The 21,479-nt window shown below is 69.6% G+C and carries 17 protein-coding genes; 9 read left to right on the plus strand and 8 right to left on the minus strand.

Annotated elements, in window-relative coordinates; all coding sequences use genetic code 11:
- Positions 1-77: 77 nt before the first annotated feature.
- The gene (gene fnr, locus QC826_RS03525) at positions 78-806 is read right to left on the minus strand and encodes a fumarate/nitrate reduction transcriptional regulator Fnr (RefSeq protein WP_279764420.1); all 729 of its coding nucleotides are present in this window, start codon (positions 804-806) and stop codon (positions 78-80) included.
- A gap of 127 nt (positions 807-933) precedes the next feature.
- Complete coding sequence (locus QC826_RS03530; RefSeq protein WP_279764421.1) at positions 934-1,545, minus strand: glutathione S-transferase family protein; 612 nt, start codon at positions 1,543-1,545, stop codon at positions 934-936.
- 158 nt (positions 1,546-1,703) lie between these two features.
- On the opposite strand from QC826_RS03530, the gene QC826_RS03535 reads away from it, so the two are divergent.
- Positions 1,704-2,603, plus strand: coding sequence for a LysR substrate-binding domain-containing protein (locus tag QC826_RS03535; RefSeq protein WP_279764422.1), 900 nt, complete (start codon positions 1,704-1,706; stop codon positions 2,601-2,603).
- A gap of 211 nt (positions 2,604-2,814) precedes the next feature.
- Positions 2,815-3,840 (plus strand): aldo/keto reductase, encoded by a 1,026-nt coding sequence (locus tag QC826_RS03540; RefSeq protein WP_279766371.1) that lies wholly within the window; start codon positions 2,815-2,817, stop codon positions 3,838-3,840.
- 62 nt (positions 3,841-3,902) lie between these two features.
- On the opposite strand, the gene QC826_RS03545 is transcribed toward QC826_RS03540, so the two are convergent.
- The 4 genes from QC826_RS03545 to QC826_RS03560 are packed head-to-tail and all read right to left on the minus strand — an operon-like array spanning position 3,903 to position 8,764.
- Positions 3,903-5,576 (minus strand): ATP-binding protein, encoded by a 1,674-nt coding sequence (locus tag QC826_RS03545; protein WP_279764423.1) that lies wholly within the window; start codon positions 5,574-5,576, stop codon positions 3,903-3,905.
- Positions 5,577-5,610: 34 nt separating this feature from the next.
- Entirely contained in the window at positions 5,611-6,042 is a 432-nt protein-coding gene (locus QC826_RS03550; RefSeq protein ID WP_279764424.1) for a response regulator, read from the minus strand.
- Positions 6,027-8,006 carry a PAS domain-containing protein gene (locus QC826_RS03555; RefSeq protein ID WP_279764425.1) on the minus strand — a complete coding sequence of 660 codons (1,980 nt, stop codon included), beginning with the start codon at positions 8,004-8,006 and terminating at the stop codon, positions 6,027-6,029. Before QC826_RS03555 ends, QC826_RS03550 begins: the two co-directional genes overlap by 16 nt.
- A gap of 8 nt (positions 8,007-8,014) precedes the next feature.
- On the minus strand, positions 8,015-8,764 hold the full coding sequence (locus QC826_RS03560) for a substrate-binding periplasmic protein (protein WP_139236240.1): 750 nt from the start codon (positions 8,762-8,764) through the stop codon (positions 8,015-8,017).
- 261 nt (positions 8,765-9,025) lie between these two features.
- Between QC826_RS03560 and QC826_RS03565 the strand changes: the two genes are divergently transcribed.
- Positions 9,026-11,056, plus strand: a complete 2,031-nt coding sequence (locus QC826_RS03565; RefSeq protein WP_279764426.1) for a methyl-accepting chemotaxis protein — start codon at positions 9,026-9,028, stop codon at positions 11,054-11,056.
- 142 nt (positions 11,057-11,198) lie between these two features.
- Here QC826_RS03565 and QC826_RS03570 read toward each other — a convergent pair whose 3' ends face one another.
- A complete protein-coding gene (locus tag QC826_RS03570; protein WP_245774039.1) occupies positions 11,199-11,612 on the minus strand; it encodes a hypothetical protein in 414 nt (137 codons plus the stop codon).
- A 321-nt stretch (positions 11,613-11,933) separates the two neighbouring features.
- Between QC826_RS03570 and QC826_RS03575 the strand changes: the two genes are divergently transcribed.
- The 6 genes from QC826_RS03575 (at position 11,934) to QC826_RS03600 (ending at position 20,945) form a co-directional block, all read left to right on the plus strand.
- A complete protein-coding gene (locus QC826_RS03575) occupies positions 11,934-12,662 on the plus strand; it encodes a PEP-CTERM sorting domain-containing protein (protein ID WP_093382946.1) in 729 nt (242 codons plus the stop codon).
- Complete coding sequence (locus tag QC826_RS03580) at positions 12,659-14,530, plus strand: hypothetical protein (RefSeq protein ID WP_279764427.1); 1,872 nt, start codon at positions 12,659-12,661, stop codon at positions 14,528-14,530. Before QC826_RS03575 ends, QC826_RS03580 begins: the two co-directional genes overlap by 4 nt.
- A gap of 209 nt (positions 14,531-14,739) precedes the next feature.
- Complete coding sequence (locus QC826_RS03585) at positions 14,740-16,833, plus strand: TonB-dependent receptor (protein ID WP_279764428.1); 2,094 nt, start codon at positions 14,740-14,742, stop codon at positions 16,831-16,833.
- Positions 16,800-16,988 carry a hypothetical protein gene (locus QC826_RS03590; protein ID WP_279764429.1) on the plus strand — a complete coding sequence of 63 codons (189 nt, stop codon included), beginning with the start codon at positions 16,800-16,802 and terminating at the stop codon, positions 16,986-16,988. Before QC826_RS03585 ends, QC826_RS03590 begins: the two co-directional genes overlap by 34 nt.
- 102 nt (positions 16,989-17,090) lie before the next feature.
- Positions 17,091-19,007: an alkaline phosphatase family protein gene (locus QC826_RS03595; RefSeq protein ID WP_279764430.1), complete on the plus strand. Its 1,917-nt coding sequence runs from the start codon at positions 17,091-17,093 to the stop codon at positions 19,005-19,007.
- Positions 19,008-19,208: 201 nt separating this feature from the next.
- Positions 19,209-20,945 carry a methyl-accepting chemotaxis protein gene (locus QC826_RS03600; RefSeq protein ID WP_279764431.1) on the plus strand — a complete coding sequence of 579 codons (1,737 nt, stop codon included), beginning with the start codon at positions 19,209-19,211 and terminating at the stop codon, positions 20,943-20,945.
- Between the two features lie 295 nt (positions 20,946-21,240).
- On the opposite strand, the gene QC826_RS03605 is transcribed toward QC826_RS03600, so the two are convergent.
- Positions 21,241-21,459: an oxidoreductase-like domain-containing protein gene (locus QC826_RS03605; protein WP_409567759.1), complete on the minus strand. Its 219-nt coding sequence runs from the start codon at positions 21,457-21,459 to the stop codon at positions 21,241-21,243.
- Positions 21,460-21,479 lie beyond the last annotated feature (20 nt).

The raw sequence follows: 21,479 nt of genomic DNA on the forward strand, positions 1-21,479 counted from the left end.
CTATCGCTCCGGTTGGCGCCTAGCTTGGCGGGCAAATGCATCATTTTTATATGCGCCCCCAAGAACGCAACACTACACTAGCGGACCGCGCCCGCCGCGATCTCCTTGATCGCCGGCAAGTCGAGCACCTCCAGCTCGCGCGGCGCCACCCGCACCAATCCCTCCTGCTTGAATTTGGTCAACTGCCGGCTGACGCATTCGCGCGTGACGCCGAGGTAGTTGCTGAGGCCCTCGTGCGTCATGCGCAGCTGGAACTTGTCGATCGCATAGCCGCGCGCCTCGTAGACCGAGGCGGCGCGGACGATCAGCGTGGCCAGGCGTTGGCGCGCCTTCATTTTGCCCAGCAGCAGCACGACGCTCTGCATGCGGGCGATCTCCTCGCCGACCATGCGGTGGAATTGCTGGCGCAGCGCCGGCATCTTGGCCAGCAGCGCCTCCAGGTCGGCGAAGGGCAGCTCGCACACGGCGCAATCCTCCAACGCCACCACTTCGCAGCTGTGCACGCCGCTGGCGATGGCGTCCAGCCCCAGCAGCTGTCCGCTGAAGTGGAAGCCGGTGACTTGCTCGCTGCCGTCGCGGTTGATGCGGTAGGCCTTGAATTGCCCCGCGCGCACGGCGTACAGGCTGGCGAACGGGGCGCCGGTGCGGTACAGCCGCTCGCCCTGGGCTAGCGGGAAGCGGCGGGCGACGATGCGGTCGAGCTTGTCCACGTCGGCCGTGCCGAGTTCCATCGGCAGGCAGAGTCGGCGCACGGCGCAGTCGGCGCAATGGATGGCGGACGCCGTTGGCGTTGCGTCTTGCGGCATGTTTTCCCGGGTGGTTGGGCAAGAACGGGTGTTCTTGCCCAACTAAGATGGGGTGGCGCGGCGGCAAGCACAATACTGGGAGGGAAAAAATTTATCCCTGGAATTGCGGGGCGGATGGCCTGACGGCCTATTCCGCCGGCGTGCCGATGAATTCCTCGCGCTGTTCGGCCAGGGCCGAGAAGGCCTTGAGCTGGGGGGAATGGTCGGCGGTGACCAAGGTCGGCATCATCATCTGGATGAAGTTCCACGCCACGGCGATGGTCACTTCGGCGTTGCCGAAGGGCTGGCCCGGCGTCGGCAGGGGCGTGGCGCTCAAGTCGGCCTCGAGCGCAGCGCAGGCCGCCAGCAGTTGCTCGCTGACGCGCGCCAGCCAGGGCGCGTACTGCTTGTCCTCGGGACGCTTGTGTTCGTAGACGATCTGCACGGCTTTTTCGGCGGCGGCCAACGCCAGGCCGGTCAGCCGGCAGGCGCGCAGGTGCGCCTCGGCACCCTCCGGCTGCAGTTTGGCGCCGGCCGGCGTCAAGTGGGCCAGGTAGTCGATGATCAGCGTCGAGTCCATCAGCGTTTGGCCGTTGTCGAGCACCAATGTTGGCGCCTTGACCACGGGGTTGATTTGTTTGAACTGCTCGTAGGTGCTGAAGACGGAGATCGACTGGTGTTCGAAGTCGAGCTTGAGCAGCTTGAGGCAGATGGCGACGCGGCGGACGTAGGGTGAGTCCAGCATTCCGATCAGTTTCATTGTTTCCCCGTTAGAATAACTATCAGTTTGATGGCGGATCGGGCCGATTCTGCGCGGCGATCTCGTCAAAGGCGGTAAAAGCGCGAGGAAACAGTGTATGTCGCGCCTGCCGATCCGAATAGCGATAATAATCGACGGATTACGTTAGGAATTCTTACATGATGCATTTGCCTCCCCTGACCGCCCTGCGTTGCTTCGAGGCGGTGGCGCGCCTGGGCGGCGTGACGCTGGCGGCGCGCGAGCTGCACGTCACGCATTCGGCGGTGAGCCAGCAGATCAAGCTGCTGGAGGAGTTGATGGGGCTGGCGCTGTTCGTGCGCGAGGGGCGGGGGCTGCGGCTGACCGACGAGGGCCGGCTGTATTCGCTGGATATTCGCGCGGCGCTGCGCGGCATTGTCCAGGCGACGCAATTGGCGCAGGGGCGGCCGCAGGATAGCGAGCTGGTGATCGCTACCCTGCCGTCCTTTGCCTTGCATTGGTTAGTTCCCCGGCTGGATAGTTTTCGCGCGCTGCATCCGTATTATCGGCTGCGTTTGCAGACCAGTTTGGCGGTGCAGGATTTGCGCAGCGGTTTGGTCGATATTGGTATCCGCATGGGGCAGGGGCATTGGCCGGATATGGAAAAGCAGGCCTTGTTCGAGGATGAGTTAATCGTGGTGTGTTCACCGCGTTTCCGCGAGGGCGATATTCCAACGTCGGCCGGGGAAATCATGGCGTGTCCGTTGGTTCGCACGCCGGATGCGCCATGGACGGAATGGTGTCAGGCGGCCGGCGTGGCCGAGCCGAATAGCCGCGATGGTTTGTTCGCCAATGATTCGAATATCGTCTTGGGTGCCGTGTTATTGGGGCAAGGCGTTGCGCTGGAGCGTAGGAGTTTGGTGTCGGGAGCATTGGAAAAAGGTGACTTGATCCAGGTAAGCGGTATTGCTGTGCCTTACGCCTATCCATATTGGTTGGTGTGGCAACAGCAGGAGATATCTAAACTCAAGCAGCAGCATTTTATCGATTGGATAGTTGGGGAAGTTCGGCTTTATCGGCCCTGTGGCGCCTACGCGTAAGTGCCAAGCCGAATTCTGGTTTATTCGTGCTAAATTTTGGCATAAGTGCAAGGCGGGACGGGCTGTTTCATGGGCGCCTACCCCGGCGCTTTGGATAAACTGGGAAGGCGGCGGCAAGCAAATCCATTCCCCGGTATATTGCACAGTCGGGGCCTCTTGTCGTGTCTGGCCCATTCAATTCAGAAACAATTTCTTAGCGAAGAGGTGAATGATGGAACATCGTTACTTGGGTGCGTCCGGTTTCAAGGTGCCGGTATTAAGTTTCGGCACGGGCACGTTTGGCGGTAAGGGGGAGTTTTTCGGCGCGTGGGGACATACCGATGTGGCCGAGGCGAAGCGTTTGGTGGATGTTTGTCTGGACGCCGGATTAACCATGTTCGATAGCGCCGATGTCTATTCCGGCGGCGTGGCCGAATCCGTGTTGGGCGAGGCGATCAAGGGCCGGCGCGATAAGGTATTAATTTCGACCAAGGCGACTTTTCGCAGCGGCGACGATCCCAACGCCGTCGGCTCGTCGCGCTTCCATTTGATCCAGGCTTGCGACGCGGCATTGAAACGATTGGGCACCGATTATATCGACCTGTTTCAATTGCATGGTTTCGATGCCCACACGCCGGTGCAGGAGGTGTTGTCGACGCTGGACGATTTGGTGCGGGCCGGTAAGATCCGTTATGTCGGCGTGTCCAATTTCTCCGGCTGGCATTTGATGAAGTCGCTGGCGACGGCCGAGCGCTATGGTTATCCGCGTTATGTTTGCCATCAGGCGTATTACTCGCTGGTGGGCCGCGATTACGAGTCGGAGTTGATGCCGCTGGGCTTGGACCAGGGCGTCGGCGCGATGGTGTGGAGTCCGCTCGGCTGGGGCCGCCTGACGGGCAAGATCCGCCGTGGCCAGCCGCTGCCCGAGCAGAGCCGTTTGCACAAGACGGCCGAGATGGGGCCGCCGGTGGCCGACGAGTTGTTGTTCCGCGTCGTCGATGCGCTCGACCTGGTTGCGGCCGAGACCGGCAAGACGGTGGCGCAGATCGCGCTGAACTGGTTGTTGCAACGCCCCGGCGTGGCGACGGTGGTGGTCGGCGCGCGCGACGAGGCGCAGCTACGGCAGAACCTGGGCGCGGTGGGGTGGCAGTTGACGGCGGCGCAGATGGCGGCGCTGGACGCGGCCAGCGCCGTCACGCCGGCCTATCCCTACTGGCACCAGCGCGGTTTCGCCGAGCTGAACCCCAGCCCGGTATAGCCCGAGCCGGGCTTGGCCTTGCCGGCCAGCTAGCCCGGCCCGGCCCGGCCCGGCCCGGCCCCCTACATGGTGCCAAACGGCGGGATGGTAAAGCCATCGCCGTCGATCTGGCCGCCATCGCCCGCGCCGGCGGCGTTGTTGGGCAGCGGGGTTTGCGCCGGGAAGGTGAATTGCAGGCGCACGCCCTGGCCGGGGCTGCTGTCGAGGCGCAACTGGCCCTTGAAGATGGCCTGCACCAGGTTGTGCACGATGGACAGGCCGAGGCCGGAGCCGCCCTGGCCCAGCTTGGTGGTGTAGAAGGGCTCGAACACCTTGTGCTGCAGCTCGGCGGCGATGCCGTGGCCGTTGTCGCTGTAGACCAGTTCGACCATGTCGCCGTCGCGCCGCGCCTCGATGACGATGTGGCCGTCCGGCATGCCGTCGAAGCCGTGGGTGATCGAGTTCATGATGACGTTGTTGATGATCTGTTCCAGGTGCCCGGGGTAGCTGTCGAGCATGATGCCGTCGGGAATGTTCAGCTCGACGGTGGCCTTGGCGCGGCGGGTGATGGCGCCCAGCGCCGTCAGGCTGTCCTGCACGGTGGTGCGCAGGTCGAAGGTGCGCCGGCGCTGGCTGGTCTGGTCGACCGAGACGCGCTTGAAGCTTTCGATCAGGTCGTTGGAGCGGTGGCCGTTGCGGGCGATGATCTCGCTGGCGCCCAGGCAGTCGGCCAGACCGTGCTGCAGGCCGGAGCGGGTCAGCTGGTTGCGTTCGATGGCGCCGCTCAGCTCCTTGAGCTTGTCGTGCAGGGCGGTGGCGGCCAGCACCATGTTGCCGATCGGCGTGTTGAGCTCGTGCGAGACGCCGGCCACCAGCACGCCGAGCGAGGCCAGCTTCTCCGATTCGATGATCTGCGCCATGGCCTGGCGCAACTCGCTGGTGCGCGCCTCGACCCGGCTTTCCAGCTGCTCGTTGAGTTCCTGCAAGGATTGCTCGACCCGCTTGCGCTCGGACAGGTCGATGCGGATGCAGATCATGCGCTGCGGCGCGCCGTGCTCGTCGCGGCCGACGATCATGCCGTTGTCGAGCACCCATTTCCAGCTGCCGTCGCGGCAGCGGGCGCGGTATTCCTGCTTGTAGCGCGGCGTGGCGCCGGCGAAGTAGTCGCGCATGGCCTGTTGCACCCGCTCGCGGTCGGCGGGGTGGAGCAGGGCGTCGCGGCCGTCGATGCTGGCCTCGATCTCGCCGTCGGCGTAGCCGTGCATGGCGGTGCAGCAGGCGGAGAAGACGACCTTGCCGCTGGGAATGTCCCAGTCCCACACGCCGTAGCCGGCGCCCTCGAGGGCGAACTTCCAGCGCTCCTCGCTGTCGCGCAGGGCCTGGGCGGCGGCGCGGTGCTGGCGGCGCCGCTCGGCCTCCTTGAGTTCGCGCTTGACGGCCGGCGCCAGCCGCGCCAGGTTGCCCTTCATTACGTAGTCGTGGGCGCCGGCGCGCATCAGCAGCACCGCCGTCTCCTCGCCGATGTTGTTCGAGACGACGATGAAGGGCAGGTCCAGGCCGGCCTCGCCGAGCAGGGCCAGGGCGGCGCTGGCGCTGAAGCCGGGCAGGTTGTAGTCGGAGATGACCAGGTCCCCAGTGCGGCGCGGCCAGCGCCCGCCGCATGCCGGCCTCGTCGTCGACGCGGGTGGCGGCGACGTCGAAGTCGGCCTGGCGCAGGCTGCGCAGCAGCAGCTCGGCGTCGCTGTCGGAGTCCTCAACCAGCAGGATGGAAAGGGGCGTCATCATGGTCGCTCACGGCGCTTCGTTGATTACCAGCCAGTATAGCCCGAGCTGGCGGATGGTTTCATTGAATTGGAGAAAGTCGACCGGCTTGCGGATGTAGCTGTTGACGCCCAGGTCGTAGCCGGCGGCGATGTCCTGCTCCTCGCGCGAGGAGGTCAGGATGACCACCGGGGCGCGGTGGGTGCGCGGGTCGGCGCGGACGCGGCGCAACACCTCGAGGCCGTCGATCTTGGGCAGCTTGAGGTCGAGCAGCACCAGCACCGGCAGGCTGCCCGGGTCGCGGCCGGCGTGGGCGCCCTCGCCGAACAGGTAGTCGAGCGCCTCCTGGCCGTCCTGCGCCACCACCAGGGTGTTGGTGATGTTGTTGCGCTGCAGGGCGCGCTCGGTCAGCGCGATGTCGCTGGGGTTGTCTTCGATCAGCAGGATCACTTTGCCGTGCATGGCGGTTCCTTGAGGGTGAAGTAGAAGGTGGCGCCGGCGCCGGGCGCGGCGACGGCCCAGATGGCGCCGCCGTGGCGTTGCACGATGCGCTGGACGGTGGCCAGGCCGATGCCGGTGCCGGCGAACTCGCTGGCCTTGTGCAGGCGCTGGAAGACGCCGAACAGCTGTTGCGCGTGGGCCATGTCGAAGCCGGCGCCGTTGTCGCGCACGAAATAGGCAGACACGGCAGACACGGCAGACTCGGCAGACACGGCAGACACGGCAGACTCGGCAGACTCGGCCGGCACGGCCGGCGCGGCCGGGCCGGGCGGGACGACGTCGGCGCGGCCGAAGGCGATGCGGGCCGGCGCGCGCATGGCGGAGAACTTGCAGGCGTTCTCCAGCAGGTTGTGCAGGGCCGCCTCGAGCAGGCGGGCGTCGCCCCAGGCGCGCAGGCCGGGCTGGATGTCGAATTCGAGGGCGCGCGCCGGGTTGGCCTCGGCCACCCGCGCCGCCACCGTGCGCGCCAGCGCCGACAGGTCGAGCGGGTGGCAGGCCAGGGCGGCGCGGCCCAGGCGGGAGAATTCGAGCATGCCGTCGATCAACTGGCCCATGCGCTGGCTTTCGCCGCGCACCCGGGCCAGGTAGGCCAGGCCGGTGGCGTCGAGCCGGTCGGCGTAGTCCTCCTGCAGCGCCAGGCTCCAGCCGTCGATGCCGCGCAGCGGGCTGCGCAGGTCGTGCGAGACCGAGTAGGAGAAGGCCTCCAGCTCGCGGTTGGCGCGTTCGAGCTCGGCGGTGCGCTCGGCCACCTGGGCCTCCATCCCCTCGTTGGCGCTGCGCAACTCGGCGCGCGCCTGCTCGGCCTGCGCCAGCAGGGCGGCCATCTGTTCGGCGGCGGCGCGGTGGGCGCTGATGTCGGTGTGGGTGCCGATCATGCGGGTGGCGCGGCCGGCGGCGTCCTGCTCGACCACCATGCCGCGCGCCTCGACCCATTTCCAGCTGCCGTCCTTGCAGCGCATGCGCTGCTCGATGGCGTAGGTCTTGGTGCTGCCGTCGAAGTTGCCGGCGAGCAGGACGAGGGCGCGCCGCAGGTCGTCCGGGTGGGCCAGCCGCTGGTAGGTTTCGAGCAGGTCGGGCAGCTCGTCGTCGCGGTAGCCCAGCATCTCCTTCCAGCGGTGCGAGTACAGCACCACGCCGCTGGCGATGTGGAAGTCCCAGACGCCGTGGCCGGCGCCCTCGAGCGCGTGCTTCCAGCGGTACTCGCTGTCCTGCAGGTCGCGGAAGGCCTGGTGCAGGCGCTCGCGCATGGCGTTGAGGGCGGCCACCATCTGGCTCAGCTCGTCGTGGGCGTTGCGCCCGCTGCCGCGCCGCTCCAGCGTCAGCGGCTGCTGCATGCGGCCGGCCGAGAGCAGGTCGGAGTAGGCGGCGATGCGCTTCAGGTGGCGTCCGACCAGCAGCTGGAACAGCACCAGGATGAACAGCGAGACCAGGAAGGTCTTGATGGTCTGCCAGATCAGGATGGCCACCACCTTGTCGCGCAGGCGCTGGCGGGCGCCGTCCAGGCTGGCCACGGCGCGCACCGTGCCGATGCGCAGCAGGCGGCCGCGGTGGGCGTAGCTGAGCGGGAAGTCGCGGCCCAGCACGCCGTCGGCGCGCGGCGCGCCGGCGCGCGCCACCACCTGGCCGTGCTCGTTGCTCACCTCGACGTACTGCAGGTCGGGCAGGCGCAGGATGCCCTGCAGCTGCAGCTCGAGGTCGCGGCCGCTGGTGATCCACAGGCTAGACGCCAGGCTGTCGGCGTAGCTGCTGTCGATCTGGCGCAGGCGCAGGCCGACCTCGTCGACGTCGCGGCGGTACTCCATGGCCAGCTGGAACACCGTCGAGACCAGCGTCACCACCGAGCTGAACACCAGGATCAGCACGGCGAAGCGGCGCCCCAGGCTGTTGCCGGCGGACTTGTGCAACCAGGTGCGGAGCGACTCCATGCGGGCGCCTACTGCGGGTAGCGGCGCAGCACGCCGTCGAAGATGCGCTGGTGGCTGCCGTCGGCCTTCATGCGGCGGATCTCGGCGGCCAGCAGCGGCACCAGGGCGGCGTGGCGGCGGTGCAGGTAGAGGAACCAGTCGCCCTCGACGAAGGCCGGCCGCAACTGGCGCACGCCGCGCAAGCCCATGCTCTGGATGAAGTGCAGGCCCTCGAGCTTTTCGATCACGGCGACGTCGATGCGGTCCTTGTCGAGCATGGCGAACAACTGGCGGCCGGTTTCGAGCTTCTGCAGCGAGCGGCTGCCGACGATGTTGCGTTCGAGAATTTTCCAGCCGGTCAGGATGCCGACGTCGTAGGGCGCCAGGCTGGCGGCGCCGGCCACGGCGAAGTCGTGGCGGCGGCTGAAGGCGACCATCTGGTAGGCCATCACCGGCTCCGGCACGCGCAGCAGATTGGGGTAGTCGCGTTCGATGCCGGCGACGCGCGAGACGTCGCCGTCGTCGACGCCGCTGTTGGCGTTGAGCAGGCCGCGCTCGGCCGACGAGGCCTGGATTTCGACGCGCAGGCCGAGCCGGCCGAACAGCTCGGCGTAGAACAGGTCGAGCACGCCGTCGCGTTCGGGCGAGGTGACCGGCGCGAAGAAGGAGGTGTTGAGTACCAGCGCAGTCGGCGGCGGCGGCGGGATGGCGGCGGGCGCGGCGGCGGCCCGCCCGGCCAGGCAGAGCGACAGCGCGAAGCAGGTCAACAGTGTTCTCATGGCGGGCCCCGCGGGTGGTGTTCGGTGCGGTCGACAACGGTGAAAGCTTGCAACTTAGTATGACTAGTTTCCCGCCGTTTGGCTACGCGCGCGCACCCGTCGGTGCCATCTGGCAACAGCGCGCGGCCCGCTTGTAGGAAAAGTCGCGCACGTGTCAGAAAACGCTGCATTTGCGGCGCATAATGATTATGATGAGAAATAGATACATCGGTGATGCAAGTTTGTCGCCTGCCTGTCCGACACCACTTTGCGGAGCGTGCCATGAGTGCCTATTCTGTCGTCGGTGGCCTGCGGCTGCCACATAAATTCCTGATCCTCAGTCTGATCGCGCTGCTGCTGGCGGCGGTGCCCACCTTCTTCTATGTGCGCGAGGCGGGCAAGAGCCTGGACGCCTACCAGTCCGAGCAACAGGGTCTGGTCAGGGTGGCGGCGGTGCTGAAAACCATCCAGTTTACCCAGCAGCATCGCGGCTTGGCCGCGCTCAGCCTGGGCGGCGTGGCCGGCGGCGAGGCCAAGCGGGCCGCCAAGCAGGCCGAGGCGGACCGCGCCTACGGCGAGGTCGACGCCATCGTCAAGGCGATGGGCGACGACGGCGTGACGGCGGCCTGGACCGCCTCCCGGCGCGACTGGGACGCGCTGCGCGAGGGCGTGGTGGCGCGCCGCCTGACGGTGCCGCAGAGCTTCGCCGGCCACACGGCGCTGGTGCCGCTGTTGCTGCGGGTGAACGACCTGGTGGGCGACCACTACGGCCTGAGCCTGGACCCGGACAAGGACAGCTACCAGTTGATCCAGGCCATGTTCTACCAACTGCCCTACCTGACCGAGGAGCTGGGCAAGACGCGCGCCCAGGGCGCCGGCATGCTGGCGCGCAAGGAGGCCTCGGCCGAGGAGCGCATCGCGCTGTCGATCTACACCGGCCGCGTCGGCGACCGCCTGGACCAGACCCAGGCCGCCTTCAACAAGGCCGCCAGCGAGAACCCGCGCCTGGCCAGCCGCCTGGGCGAGGCGATGCGCGAGGCGGCCGGCCTGGCGCAGGGCCTGGTGCGCACCGCCAGCGAGCAGATCGTCAAGCCCGAGCAACTGAGCTACGCGGCCGACCAGTACGTGACCCTGGCGACCCAGGCGATCGACGCCCAGTTCAAGCTCAACGGCGCGTCCGGCGCGGTGCTCGAGGAGCTGATGGCCGAGAAGATCGGCGACTTCCACCGCACCCGCTGGCTGATGCTGGCCAGCATGCTGGGCCTGATCGCGCTGGCCGGCGCCGTCGCCGCGATGATCTCGCGCTCGGTCACCGGGCCGCTGCGGCACGCCGTGCTGGTGGCCGAGCGGGTCGCCGGCGGCGACCTGGTGGGCGACTTCGACACCGGCCCGCCCAACGAGGTCGGGCGCATGCTGCGCGCCCTGAAGGAGATGAACGACAGCCTGCGCCACATTGTCGGCGACGTGCGCGGCAGCATCGACAACATCGGCGCGGCGACGCGCGACATCGCCAGCGGCAACGCCGACGTCTCGCGCCGGCTCGAGGCGCAGGCCTCCAGCCTGGAGCAGACGGCCTCGTCGATGGAGCAGATGACCTCGACGGTCAAGCAGAACGCCGACAACGCGCGCCAGGCCAACACCCTGGTGGCCGGCGCCGCCGGCGTGGCCAGCCACGGCGGCGCGGTGGTGGCGCAGGTGGTGCGCACCATGGGCGAGATCAACGCCAGCTCGCACCGCATCGTCGACATCATCGGGGTGATCGACGGCATCGCCTTCCAGACCAACATCCTGGCCTTGAACGCGGCGGTCGAGGCGGCCCGCGCCGGCGAGCAGGGCCGTGGCTTCGCCGTGGTGGCCTCCGAGGTGCGCAACCTGGCGCAGCGTTCGGCGGCGGCGGCCAAGGAGATCAAGGAGTTGATCGCGCAGAGCGTGGAGAAGGTCGAGGCCGGCAACCGGCTGGCCGACAGCGCCGGCAAGGCGATGGAGGAGATCGTCGGCAGCGTGGCGCGCATCACCGGCATCATGGGCGAGATCGCCACCGCCTCGGCCGAGCAGGGCAGCGGCATCGAACAGATCAACCAGGCCGTGACGCAGATGGACGACATGACGCAGCAGAACGCGGCCCTGGTCGAACAGACCGCCGCCGCCTCGGCCAGCCTGCAGGACCAGGCGCAGAGCCTGGTGGCGGCGATGAGCGTGTTCCGGCTCGACGCCAGCGAGCTCGGCGGCGCGGCCGGCGGCCGCGCGGCGCCGCAGGGCCGGGCCGGCGCGGCGGCGCCGGCGCGCCCGTCGCTGGCGCTGGCCGGGCGCTAGCGCTGGCGCGGGACGCCGGTGCGGCGCCGGCGGGCGCCGGCACCGGCAACGGCACCGGCATCGGCTGCGGCAGCGGCAGCGGCAGCGGCAGCGGCTGCGCCAATGGTGCCGCCCGGCCGGCGCGCCTTGCCGCCCGGCCACCTCACTTGGCGGCGGCCGGCGCGGGGCGGGCCGCCTCGTCGTCGTTGAGTATCCACACGCGCTCCAGCATGCCGGCGGCGTCGACCGTGTAGTTGACCACGATGTCGCTGCCGCGCAAGGTGGCCGGCATGGCGATCATATTGTCCTGGTTGAAGATGCGGGCGCCGGCGGCCAGCCGGCGCGGCTTGCCGTCGATCAGGAGGTCGGGGAAGTAGCCTGGCGTCATCTTGCCGCGCAGCGCGTCGGGCGGGAAGGGCCGCTCGATGCCCTGGGCGGCGGCCGTTGCGGCCAGCGGCGGCGCCAGCGCCAGTGTCAGGCCCAGCGCCAGGCTGGTCGGCAGGGTCGGGGCCAGCGCCGCCAGCACGGCGGCCAGGTGGCAAGTGCGCCGCATGGTGGCGTCCTCCAGAGTGGGCATGGCGCCAGCTTACACCGCTTCGGCCCGGCCGTGGTGGCCGGTGGCGGCCTCAGCCGCCCAGCGTGGCCCGCGCCGCCCGCACCGCGAGCACCGCGCCCATCGCCCCGGTGCACAGTCTACCGAGTGCGTGCACGTCGGGCCGCCGTTGTCGGCGGAATTGACAAGCGGACGCGGCGACGGCGGCCGGCCGCGCGCAAGCGCTTGAATTAAAGGCGATTGCGGCGCCGGGCATTCATCTTGCTCACCTTGCCGCAGGGCCTGCCGCAGCGCGGCGGGCACGGCGAACGCCGGCACGGGCCGGCACCGCACGAGGGGGCTGCGATGACACCACGACACTTGCTTCGACCATGGCGCCGACTGGCGGCGCTGTGTTGCCTGTTGGCCGGCTGGACCGGCGGCGCCACCGCCGCCGGCGTGCTGTACGACAACGGCGGGCCGGACGGCGCCGGCGCCAACAACGCCGGCATCGCCTGGCAGGCCGACGATTTCGTGCTCGGCGGCGGCGCCGTGCTCAGCGACCTGCATTTCTGGACCTTCGAGGCGGCCGGCGCCTACCGCAACAGCATCGCCTGGGCCATCGCCGCCGACGCCGGCGGCACGGTCGGCGCCCTGCTGGCCAGCGGCCAGCAGGGCGCCGTCGCGCGCAGCGCCACCGGCGCCGTCCAGGCCGGCCTGGACGGCTACCAGTACGGCCTGGACCTGAACGCGCCGCTGGCGCTGGCGGCCGGCCGCTACTGGCTGGTGCTGCACAACGGCGGCTTCGGCCAGATGGGCGACCCGAACGATTTCTACTGGGCCACGGCGGCGGCCAACGGCGGGCCGGACGGGCGCGAGTCCTACAACGGTGGCGCCAGTTGGGGCGCCAACGGCAGCGAGCACGCCTTCCAGTTGACCGGCGTCGTGCCGGAGCCGAGCCCGGCGGCGCTGCTGGGCGCCGGCCTGGCGGTGTTGCTGCTGAGGCGGCGCGTCGGCGCCCGTCGCGCCGATGACGTCGGCGGCGATGGCGGTGGTCACGGCGACGGCCGGCCGGCCGCTTGGGGGCGCTCGTGAACCCGCTGCGCGGCGGCGCCGCCGTATCGCCGTCATGCGGCCGCCGGTACGCGCTGGCGCTGCTGTGCGCCAGTGCGCTGGCCGCCGCGCCGTTGCCCGGCGCCGCCGCTGCCGCCGCTGCTGCTGCTGCTGCTGCTGCTGCTGCTGCTGCTGCCGCTGCTGCGCCGGCCGCCAGCGTCCAGCGCGACGAGGCCCACGACACCGGCGCTCCGCTGGCCGAGCTGGCGCGCGGCGCGGCGGCCCGCACGGCGCCACAACAGGTGCGGGTGTTTCCGCTGCGCCTGGTGACGCCGGCCATGCGCGGCCGGCCGCAGGCGCCGGTCCGTCCCCCGTCCGCCGCCGCCGCCGCCGCGGCTGGGGCCGAAGCCGCCACCAGCGCCACCGTTGCCGCTGACGGCGCCGCCGCCGGTGCCGCCTCCGCCTCCGCCTCCGTCTCCGCCACTCCCACCGTCGCCAGCACGGCCGCCGGCACCGCCGCCGCCACCGGCGCGCCGCGCGTCAACACCGGCGCCACCCTGGTCAACATCGACGGCGTCGGCGCCAACAGCGGCGCGCCGTCGGACGCCAACGGCGCCGTCGGCGCCAGCCAGTACGTGCAGTGGGTCAACACCGAGCTGGCCGTCTACGACAAGGCCGGCGCCCTGCTGCTCGGCCCCGTCGACGGCAACCTGCTGTTCGCCGGCTTCGGCGGCAGCCGGGGCGCCGACGCCTGCCGCCTGAGCAACCGGGGCGACCCGATCGCCCAGTACGACAAGCTGGCCGGCCGCTGGGTGCTGTCGCAGTTCGCCTGGCTCGACGCCGACGAGGACAGCGGCCCCTACTACCAGTGCATCGCCGTCTCCACCAGCGCCGACGCCACCGGCAGCTACCACCGCTACGTGTTCGAGAGCCGCGACGCGGCCAACGCCATCGTCTTCAACGACTACGCCAAGATGGGCATCTGGCCGGACGCCTACTACCTCACCTATGTGTTGTTCGCACCGCTCGGCGGCAGCGGCTACTTCGGCCCGCAGGTGTGCGGCTACGACCGCGCCGCCATGCTGGCCGGCGCCGCCGCGCTGGGCCGTTGCCGCGACCTGGGCGACAGCTTCGGCCCGGCGCTGCCGGCCGACCTCGACGGCACCACGCCGCCGCCGGCCGGCAGCGCCAACTATCTGCTGGCCATGGACTTCGACGGCGCCGGCCACGGCGACACCCTGTTCCTGTGGCGCTACTCGTTCGCCGCCGACAGCCTGAGCGGGCCGCAGGCGCTGGCCGTGGCGCCCTACACGATCGCCTGCCCGAGCACCTTCGGCGGCCCCTGCGTGCGCCAGCCGCCGCCCGGCGAGCGGCTCGACTCGGTCGGCGACCGCCTGATGTACCGCCTGCCCTACCGCAACTTCGGCGACCGCCAGGTGCTGCTGGCCAACCACTCGGTGCAGCAGCCGGGCGCGCCGACCGACGGCCCGCTGGGCGTGCGCTGGTACGAGCTGCGCGCCGGCCCCGGCGCCGGCGCCGGCCCGGCCGTCTACCAGCAGGGCACCCACGCGCCGGACGCGCTGAGCCGCTGGATGGCCGGCATCGCCATGGACCGCGCCGGCGACATCGCGCTCGGCTACAGCGTGGCCGGGGCGGCGCTGTTCCCCGGCGTGCGCTACAGCGGCCGGCTGCGCAGCGAGCTGCCCGGCACGCTCGAGGCCGAGGCCGCCATCGTCGCCGGCGCCGGGGTGCAGATCAACACCTTCAACCGTTGGGGCGACTACAGCGGCATGACGGTCGACCCGGTCGACGACTGCACCTTCTGGTACACCCAGCAATACATCGCCAACAGCGGCCGCTTCACCTGGCGCAGCCGCATCGCCGCCTTCCGCTTCCGCAACTGCGACTAGCGGCCGTCCCGCTTGCCCCTTACCGCCGCAGCGCATCGCGGCGGTTTTTTTTATATGTCTGTTGTTGCCGCGCAACTGTCACGCGGGCGTCATCGCCCTGTCACCGGCCTGTCACGGCCCCCTCCTACAATCCTGCAAGTTATGTATCTGCCATGCCGCCGAGGCGGCCTGCGCCCCCTTTCTCCCCAAACCCCGTAAGAAAGAAACCCATGTCACAGCGTCTCCGTTTGAAACCGATCTGCCTGCTGGTGTTGCAGGCGCTGGCCTGCTCGGCCTACGCCGCCCCCGCCGACGCCACCGACGGCGCCGCCGCCGGCCTGGCCGGCGCCGCCGCCGCGCCCGTGCAGACCGTCGAAATCACCGGCCAGGGCCAGTCGCGCCAGGTGCAGAACATCAACCGCGCCGACCTGGTCAAGGCGCTGCCCGGCACCAGCCCGCTGAAGATCCTGGAAAAACTGCCCGGCGTGAACTTCCAGTCGGCCGACCCCTTCGGCGCCTACGAGTGGTCGACCCGCTTCAGCATCCGCGGCTTCAGCCAGGGCCAGCTGGGCTTCACCCTGGACGACATCCCGCTCGGCGACATGAGCTACGGCAACAACAATGGCCTGCACATCAGCCGCGCCGTCTCGTCCGAGAACATCGGCCGCGTCGCCGTCTCGCAGGGCGCCGGCGCGCTCGGCACCGCCTCGACCAGCAACCTGGGCGGCACCGTCCAGTTCGTCACCCTGGGCCCGGCCGACGAGCAGGGCGTCACCCTGGCGCAGACCGTCGGCAGCGACTCCACCTCGCGCACCTTCGTGCGCTACGACAGCGGCCTGCTGGGCGGCAGCACCAAATTGTTCCTCAGCGGCACGCGCCAGCGCGCCGACAAGTGGAAGGGCGCCGGCGCCCAGGACCAGGACCAGTTCAACTCGCGCTTCGAGCACCAGTTCGGCGAGCACACCCTGACCGGCTTCTTCAACTACTCCGACCGCAGCGAGGTCGACTACCAGGACCTGTCGCTGGAGATGGCCAAGCGCCTCGGCCACGGCTGGGACAACTACGCGCCCGACTGGCGGCGCGCCGTCGACGCCGCCAACAACAAGTTCAGCGGCGCCGTCACCAACCAGGACGACGCCTACTACCTGGGCCGCGGCCTGCGCAAGGACAAGCTGGCCGGCCTGAGCCTGGACCTCAAGCTGGGCCCGGCCACCAGCCTGAAGACCACCCTGTACCACCACGACAACGAGGGCCAGGGCCACTGGTACACGCCGTACGCCGCCTCGTCGCCGACCATGCCGATCGCCATCCGCACCACCGAATACTCGATCGGCCGCGACGGCGTCATCGCCGACCTGGCCTGGGACTTCGGCCGCCACACCGTCAACGCCGGCTTCTGGGGCGAGCGCAGCCTGCACACCGGCACGCGCAACCTGTACGCGGTGACGGGGCCGGAGGACAGCAACCACTTCCTGTCGAACCCGATGAAGACCCTGTTCAAGCAGGACTTCACCACCAACACCACCCAGTTCTACCTGCAGGACACGGTCAGCGCGATGGACGGCCAGCTCAAGCTCAACTTCGGCTTCAAGAGCCCGAAAGTGAGCATCGAGGCGGTCAACCGCGTCGCCTCGCGCGCCGAGGGCAAGATCAGCGCCTCGAAGTCCTTCCTGCCGCAGGCCGGCCTGAGCTACAGCCTGAGCCGCGACGACGAGATCTTCGCCTCGGCCTCGCAGAACATGCGCGCCTTCCAGCCGGGCGTCAACGGCCCGTTCTCGCAGACCCAGGAGGCCTACAACCTGGGCGCCGCCCAGCTCAAGCCGGAGACCTCGACCAACGTCGACCTGGGCTACCGCTTCAAGCGCGCCGAGCTGCAGGGTTCGGTCGCCGTCTACCGCGCCGACTTCTCCGACCGCCAGATCAGCATCGCCACCTGCGCCGGCATCGCCGGCTGCCCGACCAAGCTGGTCAACGTGGGCAAGGTCGAAACGCGCGGCCTGGAGGCGATCGCCGTGTGGAAGTTCGCCCGCGAGCTGAGCTGGTTCAACTCCTTCACCTTCAACGACTCCAAGTACAAGTCCGACTACCTGGAGAAGGGCAAGACGGTGGCGGCCAGCGGCAAGCAGGTGGTCGACGCGCCGCGCACCATGTTCAACACCGAAGTGTCGTATGAGAACGCCAGCTGGTTCGGCCGCCTGGGCGGCAAGTACACCGGCAAGCGCTACTACACCTACCTGAACGACGGCGCCGTGCCGTCCTACTGGATCGCCAACCTGTCGGCCGGCTACAAGTGGAAATCGGTCGGCATGGTCAAGGCAACCTGACGCTGCAGGTCAACGTCAGCAACCTGGCCGACAAGACCTACTTCAGCACCATCGGCTCGAACGGCTTCACCAACTCCGACCCGAGCGGCACCTTCGCCACCATGCTGACCGGCGCGCCGCGCCAGGTCTTCGTCACCCTCAACGGCAAGCTGTAAGGCCCGCCGCGACAGCGCCCGCCCCACGCCCCGGCGTGGGACGGGGCTGTCCTTTTTCATTTGGCGGCGCCGCGCCGCCGCCCATTTGCCGAGAACCCGCCGATGACCCCGACCCCGCCGCGCCGCCGCGCCCGCCATTCCACCGCCACGTCCGGCCCGCTGGCGTCGCCGCGCCCACTCGCGCCGCGCCCGGCAGCGTCGCCAGAGCCGCGCCCGGCGCCGTGCTGGTCGCCGCGCCCGCCGCCACGCCTGCCGGCGCCGCGCCGCCGCTCCGTCCCGGCGCCACGGCGGTGGACGCCGCTGCTGGCGCTGGCGCTCCTGCTGGCGCCGGCGGCCGCGCGCGCCGGCGCCGCCACCACGCCGATCGAGCACCTGATCGTCATCGTCGGCGAGAACCGCACCTTCGACAACCTGTACGGCGTCTACCAGCCGCCCAAGGGGCAGAGCATCGCCAACCTGCTGTCGAAGGGCATCGTCAAGCGCGACGGCACGCCCGGCCCGCGCTTCCAGGACGCGGCGCAGCGGCTGGGCCGCTCGGACGGCGCCTACACGCCGACGCCGGCGCCGCAGGCCTTCTACGAGCGCCTGCCGCAGCCCTGGGCCGGCGGCGCCTTCGGCCAGCGCCAGGACGTGCCCGACGCGCGCTTCCCGGCCGACCTGCCCAACGGCCCGTTCCAGATCACCCGCCACGTCGGCTACGGCGCCCACACCGGCGACCCGACCCACCGCTTCTTCCAGATGTGGCAGCAGGTCAACGGCGGCCGCCACGACCTGTTCGTCTGGGTGGCCGACCAGACCGGCCCCGGCCCGTCCAACCCGACGCCGACCCCGCTGGCGCCGGGCAAGACGCTGCAGGGCGGCGTGGCGATGGGCTTCTACAACATGGCGGCCGGCGACGCGCCGCTGTTCCGCCAACTGGCCGAGCGCTACGCCATCGCCGACAACTACCACCAGCCGGTGATGGGCGGCACCACCGCCAACTACTTCGCGCTGGCCACCGCCGACGTCGGCGTCTACAGCCTGCCCGGCGCGCCGCCGGCCAAGCAGATCGAGAACCCCGACGCCCAGCCCGGCAGCAACAACTGGTACACCGAGGACGGCTACCGCGGCGGCACCTACGTCAACTGCGCCGACCGCGCCCAGCCCGGCGTGGCCGGCATCCGCCGCCTGCTCGAGGCGCTGCCCTACCGCGCCTTCAACGACGGCAACTGCGCCGCCGACACCTGGTACATGGTCAACAACCTGGAGCCGGCCTTCACGCCGCTGGGCCGGCCGCTGGCGCTGGGGCCGGACAAGTTCGTCCTGCCGCCGCAGAACATGCCGCACATCGGCGACGCCATGACGGCCGGCGGCGTGTCCTGGAAGTGGTACAGCGGCGGGCGCAACGACGGCCTCAAGGTCGACAAGGAATACTGCGGCATGTGCGACACGCCGACCTTCTTCGGCTCGACCATGAACGGCCCCGACAAGGACAAGCTGGTCGACCTGATGCAGTTCTATGTCGACGTCAAGGAGCCGGCGACGTTCCCGGCGGTGGCCGTCATCGCGCCCTACGACAGCATCTCCGGCCACCCCGGCTACGCCATGCAGCCCAGCTTCGACCAGTTGGTGGCCGACGTGCTCGAACGGGTGCGCGGCAACCCCGCGCTGTGGCGCAACACGGCCATCCTGGTCACCTTCGACGAGGGCGGCGGCTACTACGACTCCGGCTATGTGCAGCCGATCGACTTCTTCGGCGACGGCACCCGCGTGCCGCTGATCGCCATCTCGCCCTGGGCCAGGCCGGGCGCGGTCGACCACACCTATTACGACCACGCCTCGATCGCCAAGTTCATCGAGCGCAACTGGGGCCTGCCGCCGCTGTCGGCGCGCAGCCGCGACAACCTGCCCAACCCGCGGCACCGCGCCGACGACCCCTATGTGCCGAGCAACCGGCCGGCCATCGGCGACCTGATGAACCTGTTCGACTTCGCGCCGGCGCGGCGGGCGGCGGGCGGCGCCGGCAAGCGGGCGCGGTAATCTTGGCTTTCCGACCAATCGGCGGCCCGCCGGGCGGCTGAATTGTTGCTTTAAGAACACAAAAAACTGTTGCCGCTGGCACAAGGCGGGGCGCCGCTGCATACTAGCCGGAGGAGTACACCACGGCAAATCGGTGCCCCGCTCCCGCACCGCGTCCAGCCCGCCACCCGCTGGTTTGCCGCATCAAAAGGATAACGAGACATGAGCTGGTTCTATGATTTGAAGATCGCCACCAAACTGTTGTTGTCGTTCGGCGTGGTGCTGCTGCTGTCGCTGCTGATGGGCGTGGCCGGTATCGTCTCGATGGGGCGCATCGACGCCGCCTCGGACGAGCTGGCCGGCGACTGGATGCCCAGCGTGCAGTCGGTGATGACCTTGCGCGCCGACGTCAGCGACCTGCGCCGCTGGGAGCTGGCCCACCTGCTCAACGACCAGCCCGACGGCATGGCCGGCTACGAGAAGCGCATGGACGAGACCCTGGCCACGCTCAAGGCCGACCGCGACGGCTACCAGAAGCTGATCAACAGCCCGGAGGAGAGGGCGCTGTACGACGAGTTCGGCAAAAGCTTCGACGCCTTCATGGGCGAGCACGGCAAGCTGATCGAACTGTCGCGCAAGAACGAGAAGGTGGAGGCGCGCGCCGCCGCCGCCGGCGCCTCGGCCAAATACCTGGGCGAGCTGACGGCCGTGCTCAACAAGCTGGTCAAGCTCAACGTCGAGGGCGGCAACGCCGCCAGCGCCGCCGCCAGCGCCACCTACGCCAGCGCGCGCAACTTGTCGATCGGCCTGCTGGTGCTCAACATCGCGCTCGGCACGGTGCTCGCCATGTGGATCGCCGGCATCGTCTCGCGGCCGCTGCGCCAGGCCGTCCGGCTGGCGCGCGACGTCGCCGATGGCGACCTGACCGGCCACATCGAGGTGCGCTCGCGCTGCGAGACGGGCCAGCTGATGCAGGCGCTGAAGGACATGAGCGGCAGCCTGCAAAGCCTGGTCGGCCAGGTGCGCGCCGGCACCGACACCATCACCACCGCCTCGGGCGAGATCGCCAGCGGCAACGCCGACCTGTCCTCGCGCACCGAGCAGCAGGCCAGTTCGCTGGAGGAGACCGCCTCGTCGATGGAGGAGTTGACCTCGACGGTCAAGCAGAACGCCGACAACGCGCGCCAGGCCAACACCCTGGCCCGCTCGGCCTCGGGCATCGCCGTCAAGGGCGGCGACGTGGTCGGCCAGGTGGTCGGCACCATGGCCTCGATCAACGACTCCTCGCGCAAGATCGTCGACATCATCGGCGTCATCGACGGCATCGCCTTCCAGACGAATATTCTGGCGCTCAACGCCGCCGTCGAGGCGGCGCGCGCCGGCGAGCAGGGCCGTGGCTTCGCCGTGGTGGCCTCCGAGGTGCGCAACCTGGCGCAGCGCTCGGCCGCCGCCGCCAAGGACATCAAGGAGCTGATCGGCGACTCGGTGGAGAAGGTCGAGCAGGGCTCGCGCCTGGTCGGCGAGGCCGGCACGACGATGGACGAGATCGTCGCCAGCATCACCCGGGTGACCGACATCATGGGCGAGATCACCGCCGCCAGCCAGGAGCAGAGCCTGGGCATCGAACAGGTCAACACGGCGATCGCGCAGATGGACCAGGTGACGCAGCAGAACGCCGCGCTGGTCGAACAGGCCGCCGCCGCCGCCGAGGCGATGCAGGAGCAGGCGGCGCGCCTGGGCGAGGTGGTCGGCGTGTTCAAGCTGGACGCCTCGGCGGCCGGCGCCGCCCGCGTGGCGGCTGCGCCGGCGCGGCGCGCCGTGCCTGCCCGCGCCGCCGCGCCTGCGCCGCGCCGGCTCACCGCCAAGGCCGCCAAGCCGGCCCAGGCCGCCGCCGCGCGCGCCCAGCCCGGGCAGTCGGCCAGCGCGCCGGCCGACGGCGACGAGTGGGAAACCTTCTAATCGCGCCAAGCGGGCCCACCAAGCAAGCGGGGTCGAGTGCCGACATTCGCAGCAAGCGGGGTCAGATACCGACATTCGTACACGTGCTCAGCCATAGACCGTTCGTCGAATGGCTCAGCTCGTGTCTGAATGTCGGACCTGACCCCGCCGGTGTTCGTCGAATGGCTCAGCTCGTGTCTGAATGTCGGACCTGACCCCGAAGGTGTTTAGAACCTGACGCGGTGGTCGCGCTGGCTGTCGCTGCGCATCAGGGGCGTGGTGAGGACCGGATACCCCGGTCTTTGAAAGACGCCTGCTAGCCTAGGCCATGGCGCGCGCGCCAGGCGGCGAGCGCGGCGCGGTAGTTGTCCAGCTCGTCCTGGTAGAGGTCGTCGACGCAGTAGGTGCAGCCGCTGTGGCAGCAGGCGTCCGGCTCCGGCGAGGCCGGCGGTTGCGGCATCGGGTCGGCCTCGGCCTTGGCCTCGGCGACGGCGGGCTGGTCCTGGATGGCGGTGTTCTGTTGCATGGTGTTCATGATGCTGTTTCCTGGTTCCT

The sequence above is a fragment of the Rugamonas sp. DEMB1 genome (assembly GCF_029834475.1).
In the GTDB taxonomy this organism is placed as follows: Bacteria; Pseudomonadota; Gammaproteobacteria; order Burkholderiales; family Burkholderiaceae_D; genus Rugamonas; species Rugamonas rubra.

Bases quoted from the DNA above. Each gene is read 5' to 3' on its own strand.
- fnr (WP_279764420.1), bottom strand. From the start codon at position 806: ATGCCGCAAGACGCAACGCCAACGGCGTCCGCCATCCATTGCGCCGAC.
- QC826_RS03530 (WP_279764421.1), bottom strand. From the start codon at position 1,545: ATGAAACTGATCGGAATGCTGGACTCACCCTACGTCCGCCGCGTCGCC.
- QC826_RS03535 (WP_279764422.1), top strand. From the start codon at position 1,704: ATGATGCATTTGCCTCCCCTGACCGCCCTGCGTTGCTTCGAGGCGGTG.
- QC826_RS03540 (WP_279766371.1), top strand. From the start codon at position 2,815: ATGGAACATCGTTACTTGGGTGCGTCCGGTTTCAAGGTGCCGGTATTA.
- QC826_RS03550 (WP_279764424.1), bottom strand. From the start codon at position 6,042: ATGCACGGCAAAGTGATCCTGCTGATCGAAGACAACCCCAGCGACATC.
- QC826_RS03555 (WP_279764425.1), bottom strand. From the start codon at position 8,006: ATGGAGTCGCTCCGCACCTGGTTGCACAAGTCCGCCGGCAACAGCCTG.
- QC826_RS03560 (WP_139236240.1), bottom strand. From the start codon at position 8,764: ATGAGAACACTGTTGACCTGCTTCGCGCTGTCGCTCTGCCTGGCCGGG.
- QC826_RS03565 (WP_279764426.1), top strand. From the start codon at position 9,026: ATGAGTGCCTATTCTGTCGTCGGTGGCCTGCGGCTGCCACATAAATTC.
- QC826_RS03570 (WP_245774039.1), bottom strand. From the start codon at position 11,612: ATGCCCACTCTGGAGGACGCCACCATGCGGCGCACTTGCCACCTGGCC.
- QC826_RS03575 (WP_093382946.1), top strand. From the start codon at position 11,934: ATGACACCACGACACTTGCTTCGACCATGGCGCCGACTGGCGGCGCTG.
- QC826_RS03585 (WP_279764428.1), top strand. From the start codon at position 14,740: ATGTCACAGCGTCTCCGTTTGAAACCGATCTGCCTGCTGGTGTTGCAG.
- QC826_RS03595 (WP_279764430.1), top strand. From the start codon at position 17,091: ATGACCCCGACCCCGCCGCGCCGCCGCGCCCGCCATTCCACCGCCACG.
- QC826_RS03600 (WP_279764431.1), top strand. From the start codon at position 19,209: ATGAGCTGGTTCTATGATTTGAAGATCGCCACCAAACTGTTGTTGTCG.
- QC826_RS03605 (WP_409567759.1), bottom strand. From the start codon at position 21,459: ATGAACACCATGCAACAGAACACCGCCATCCAGGACCAGCCCGCCGTC.